This window comes from Thalassospira sp. UBA1131 (genome assembly GCF_002311515.1).
In the GTDB taxonomy this organism is placed as follows: domain Bacteria; phylum Pseudomonadota; class Alphaproteobacteria; order Rhodospirillales; family Thalassospiraceae; genus Thalassospira.
In genome coordinates, this window is the sequence record NZ_DCAO01000059.1 from 45,131 (window position 1) to 49,936 (window position 4,806).

Genomic DNA, 4,806 nt, shown 5'->3' on the forward strand with positions numbered 1-4,806 from the left:
GCAGAGGCATTGGAACCGGCTGAAAACAAGCGTATCCACACCTTCATCTCCACCAGCCCCCTGCATATGAAATACAAATTGCAGATGGAACCGGAACGCGTTCTGGAAAAGGTGATTGAAAGTGTGACACTGGCGCGCAAGTTCACCGACGATGTTGAATGGTCGGCAGAAGACGGTTCGCGTACCGAACATGACTTCCTGTGCCGTTGCGTCGAAGCGGCCATTGATGCCGGTGCGACCACCATCAACATCCCCGACACGGTTGGTTACACCACGCCGACCGAATATGCCGAACTGATGACCATGCTGTTTAACCGCGTGCCGAACATCGACAAGGCGATCCTGTCGGTTCACTGCCACAACGATTTGGGCATGGCAGTTGCCAACTCGATCTCGGCGGTCAATGCGGGTGCCCGTCAGATCGAATGCACGATCAACGGTCTGGGCGAACGTGCCGGTAACGCCGCCCTCGAAGAAATCGTTATGGCGATCAACACCCGTAACGATGCCTTCCCGTTCACCACGGGCATTGATACCACCAAAATCATGAACGCATCGCGTCTGGTTTCGGCTGTTTCCGGCTTTGTCGTACAGCCAAACAAGGCAATCGTTGGCGCCAATGCGTTTGCCCATGAAAGCGGCATCCATCAGGACGGCTTCCTGAAGAATTCCGAGACCTATGAAATCATGAAGCCGGAATCGATTGGTCTGAACAAATCAAGCCTGGTCATGGGCAAGCATTCCGGTCGTCATGCGTTCAAGGAAAAGCTCAAGGAACTGGGCTTTACCGATTTGGGTGACAACGCGATTGAAGATGCGTTTGCACGCTTCAAGGACTTGGCGGACAAGAAAAAAGAAGTCTATGACGACGACATCGTCGCCCTGGTCGATGACGGAATGCGCGACAACGAACATATCAAGTTCGTTGGCCTGACCGTTACTTGTGGCTCCAAAGGTCCGCAGACCGCGGAACTGGAATTGACCGTTGACGGCGAAACCCGTACGGCCAAAACCACCGGCGATGGCCCGATTGATGCGACGTTTAACGCGATCAAGGAAATCTATCCGCATGACTGGCGCCTGAAGCTCTATCAGGTGCATGCCGTAACCGAGGGCACCGACGCCCAGGGAACGGTCACAGTCAAACTCGACGGCGAAGATCGTACGGTTGTCGGCAACGCATCGGATACCGATACCGTGGTTGCATCCTGCCTTGCCTATGTCACGGCAGTTAACAAGCTGATCGAAAAAAGCAAGAAAACCGCACCGGATGCGATGGCATCCTAAGCAAAGCTTACCGGTTTAAATTCAAAGGGCGGCACTTGTGCCGCCCTTTTCTTATGTGTGAATGGTGGCATGGCCAACGGTGTGATAGAATTTGGCACCCGTGAATGGAGTTGCCCATGGTCCGGCCAAGCAAAGCTCTGCGTGCGTTTCCATATGCTCTGATCGTAGCGATTGCTGTGGCTCTGCCTGTTGGCATGGTTGCAAGCTCCGTACATGCGTCCGAGCAAACGCCGACAATGCGGTCGGGTCAGCCTGTCACCGTTCCATCACTGCCCTACCCCAAAAGCGGTTTGAGGCAACGCCTGATTGCCTCCGGGAAAGCCATACCTAGGGTGGATGAAAGCCTGCAAGCGGTTATTCCAGCAGTTTATTTCGAACCGGCTGCGGGCAATGGAACCGCAAAGCCACCTTACCCTGCCGTCGTCGCCCTGCCCGACTGTGACAACCATTTTCCGGAAACGTGGATCACGATCCTGCGACAAAGCGGATACGCGGTGCTTTTGATATCGCCACCCGATGCCCATCCGACGCAGGATTACTGTGGTGGCGGGGAACTTCAAACGCCGAAACACGGTCTGTCCTACTGGGCATTCGATGCCATCAGCGCGCTTCATTACCTTGCCGGGGTAAAATCCACTGCGCCTGCAAACATTGCCGTCTTCGGTTATGGCTATGGTGCTGGCGCAGCTCAGCTGGCGATATATCGGGATGGCCATGCCAAACACTACCAATACCGATTCAAGGCACTTGTCGGGCTAAGACCGCAATGTATGTCGGAAATGGACAACTTTGTGCCCAGCCTGCTTGTGGCTGTCAAAAATGATCCGTTTAACCCGCCGGCATGGTGTGAATGGCGTATGGATCGCGACCTTTACGACGGGCGCGAACTCGTTCGGTTTGAAGTCGTTGAAAGCAGCGAAATGATTGAAAAACAAACGACTCGCAAAACGTTGCAAATAGAAAACAGTCCGCTTGTAGTCTCACTGGTGACAGATTTCCTTTCTGCAATGGGCATCTCGGAAAATATAGGACGAAATTGAATTTCTCCGCCAAGACCATATTACTGATCATGTTTTTGATGCCTTATTTCAGGAAAATTACGCGCCTTAATTATTCCTCAATCCCCTGAGCAGATTATTCGTGCATCGGCTTATTCCTTACGCTATCAAAGCCGGTACATTCGCTTTTGAGATTTTACTTTTAACCGGGGCATAGGGCAGGAATGTTTTCCAAGCTTCTTGGGGTTTTATCCTCCGACATGGCGGTGGATCTGGGCACCGCGAACACACTGGTTTACGTTAAGGGACGAGGCATCGTTCTGAACGAACCATCCGTGGTGGCCATTACCGACGAAAAAGGCAAGAAACAGGTCCTTGCAGTTGGTGAAGAAGCCAAACAGATGCTCGGTCGTACCCCGGGGTATATTCAGGCGATCCGCCCGTTGCGTGACGGCGTTATTGCGGAATTCCACATCGCCGAGGAAATGATCAAGCACTTTATCCGCAAGGTCCATAACCGTCGCAACTTTGCCAGCCCGGAAGTCATCATCTGCGTACCGTCGGGTTCGACCGCAGTTGAGCGCCGCGCCATTCAGGAAAGTGCAGAAAGTGCTGGCGCGCGTAAAGTCTGGCTGATTGACGAGCCGATGGCAGCTGCCATTGGTGCCGGCCTTCCGGTGACGGAACCGACCGGCTCCATGGTTGTCGATATCGGCGGTGGCACCACCGAGGTTGCCGTGCTCTCGCTGGGCGGTATCGTCTATGCGCGTTCGGTACGTGTCGGTGGTGACAAAATGGATGAAGCGATCATTGCTTACATCCGTCGCACTCATAACCTTCTGGTCGGCGAAAGCACCGCCGAACGCATCAAGAAGGAAATCGGTTCTGCCTGTGCACCGGATGACGGTGATGGCGCAACTGTAGAAATCCGCGGTCGTGACCTGATGAACGGCGTTCCGAAGGAACTGCTGATTTCTGAACGTCAGATCGCAGAAAGCCTTGCAGAGCCTGTTTCGGCAATCATCGAGGCGGTGAAAGTCGCCCTCGAACAGACCCCGCCGGAACTTGCTGCTGACATCGTGGACAAGGGTATTGTCTTGACCGGTGGCGGCGCGATGCTTGGCAACCTTGATTATGTTCTGCGTCATGCAACCGGTCTTCCGGTTTCGATTGCAGATGATCCGCTTTCCTGCGTTGCACTGGGTACCGGTCGCGCGCTGGAAGAGAAAAAGATGCTGCGTAACGTCCTGCACACAGCATACTGATAAAAAAGCGGCCTTGAATATCATCACCGGGTCGTATCCTTACTGGACGCGACTCGGTGATTTCGTTATGGTTGAATATCCCGCACGGGATGAAGAACAACCTTTTGGGAATTCGCGGGGAATACATTGGCACAGCATGGTGGTCCGCAGCAGCGTATCTTTTCGCCGTTACGCACGGCCCTTCACCGCTTCGCTTTCATACTGCTGATTTTATCGGCTTTTGGCCTGATGCTTCTGGGCAAGGCCGATACTGTTCTGATCGAGCGGATCCGCGCCGCGTCGGCTGATCTGGTGTCGCCGGTGATGAACGTCATTTCCCGCCCTGCGGCCAGCATCAACGAGCTGACCGACAAGATCTACAACCTCGCCCATCTTTACGAAGAAAACGAGCGCCTGCGCCGCGAAAACCAGCAATTGCTGGCCTGGCAGCAAGCGGCACGTAATCTTTCCCATGAGAATGCCCGCCTTCGCGATCTGGCAAGCTACACCTCCCCGCCTGCCCTCCATCTGGTAACATCCCGCGTGATTGCGGACATGGGCGGTGCCTATGCCCACAGCGTGATGATTTCCGCCGGCTCGCGCGACGGCGTTGCCAAGGGGCAAGCAGTGATTTCGGACGAAGGTCTGATTGGTCGCGTTGCCGAGGCGGGGTATCAGGCGTCGCGTGTTCTTTTGATCACCGATATCAACTCTCGTGTGCCGGTCGTTGTGGAAAATTCGCGCGACCGTGCATTTCTTTCCGGTGACAACACCAACCGCCCGCTTCTGACCTTCCTGACTGCGGATGCGGCCGTTGCACCGGGTGACCGTATTTTGACATCGGGCCATGGTGGTGCTTTCCCACCGGGCATTCCGATTGGTGTTGTATCATCGGTATCGGAAAATGCCGTTCGCGTTGCGCCGATGTTCCGCCGCCATCAACTGGAATATCTGCGGGTTGCTGATTACGGCCTTCAGGGCATCCTGAGCGAAGACCGTATTCGCCAAAGCCAACCGTCCAACGATGCAAACATCACGGAAGTATCGCCGGACCTGCCTGACGGCGTCGGCATTGTTCCCGCAGGCCCGACCGGAAATGACGGCACATCCCCCTCCACCAACGCGGCAGGGGAAGCCCAGTGAAACCCGGCGTCTGGCATCGACTGGACATTATTGCCCGCGGCCTTTTTCCTGCCTTCAGTGTTTTCGCTCTGTTGCTGATTAATCTTCTGCCGCTCAGCGTGCCGTTGTTATCGACGGCCTCACCGGCACTGGCA

At 54.9% G+C, this 4,806-nt stretch carries 4 protein-coding genes; all 4 read left to right on the forward strand.

All coding sequences use genetic code 11. The features are described from left to right. The coding region (locus B3Z49_RS09065; protein WP_296990170.1) for a 2-isopropylmalate synthase at nt 1–1,287 on the forward strand (1,287 nt) is incomplete at its 5' end. A gap of 116 nt (nt 1,288–1,403) precedes the next feature. Then, a complete protein-coding gene (locus B3Z49_RS09070) occupies nt 1,404–2,327 on the forward strand; it encodes an alpha/beta hydrolase (RefSeq protein WP_296990172.1) in 924 nt (307 codons plus the stop codon). 182 nt (nt 2,328–2,509) lie between these two features. Next, nucleotides 2,510–3,550: a rod shape-determining protein gene (locus tag B3Z49_RS09075; protein ID WP_008892088.1), complete on the forward strand. Its 1,041-nt coding sequence runs from the start codon at nt 2,510–2,512 to the stop codon at nt 3,548–3,550. A 126-nt stretch (nt 3,551–3,676) separates the two neighbouring features. Continuing rightward, the gene (mreC, locus tag B3Z49_RS09080; protein ID WP_008892087.1) at nt 3,677–4,672 is read left to right on the forward strand and encodes a rod shape-determining protein MreC; all 996 of its coding nucleotides are present in this window, start codon (nt 3,677–3,679) and stop codon (nt 4,670–4,672) included. The last annotated feature ends 134 nt before the right edge of the window (nt 4,673–4,806 follow it).

Coding starts and splice junctions, on each gene's coding strand:
- B3Z49_RS09070 (WP_296990172.1), top strand. CDS start 1,404: ATGGTCCGGCCAAGCAAAGCTCTGCGTGCGTTTCCATATGCTCTGATC.
- B3Z49_RS09075 (WP_008892088.1), top strand. CDS start 2,510: ATGTTTTCCAAGCTTCTTGGGGTTTTATCCTCCGACATGGCGGTGGAT.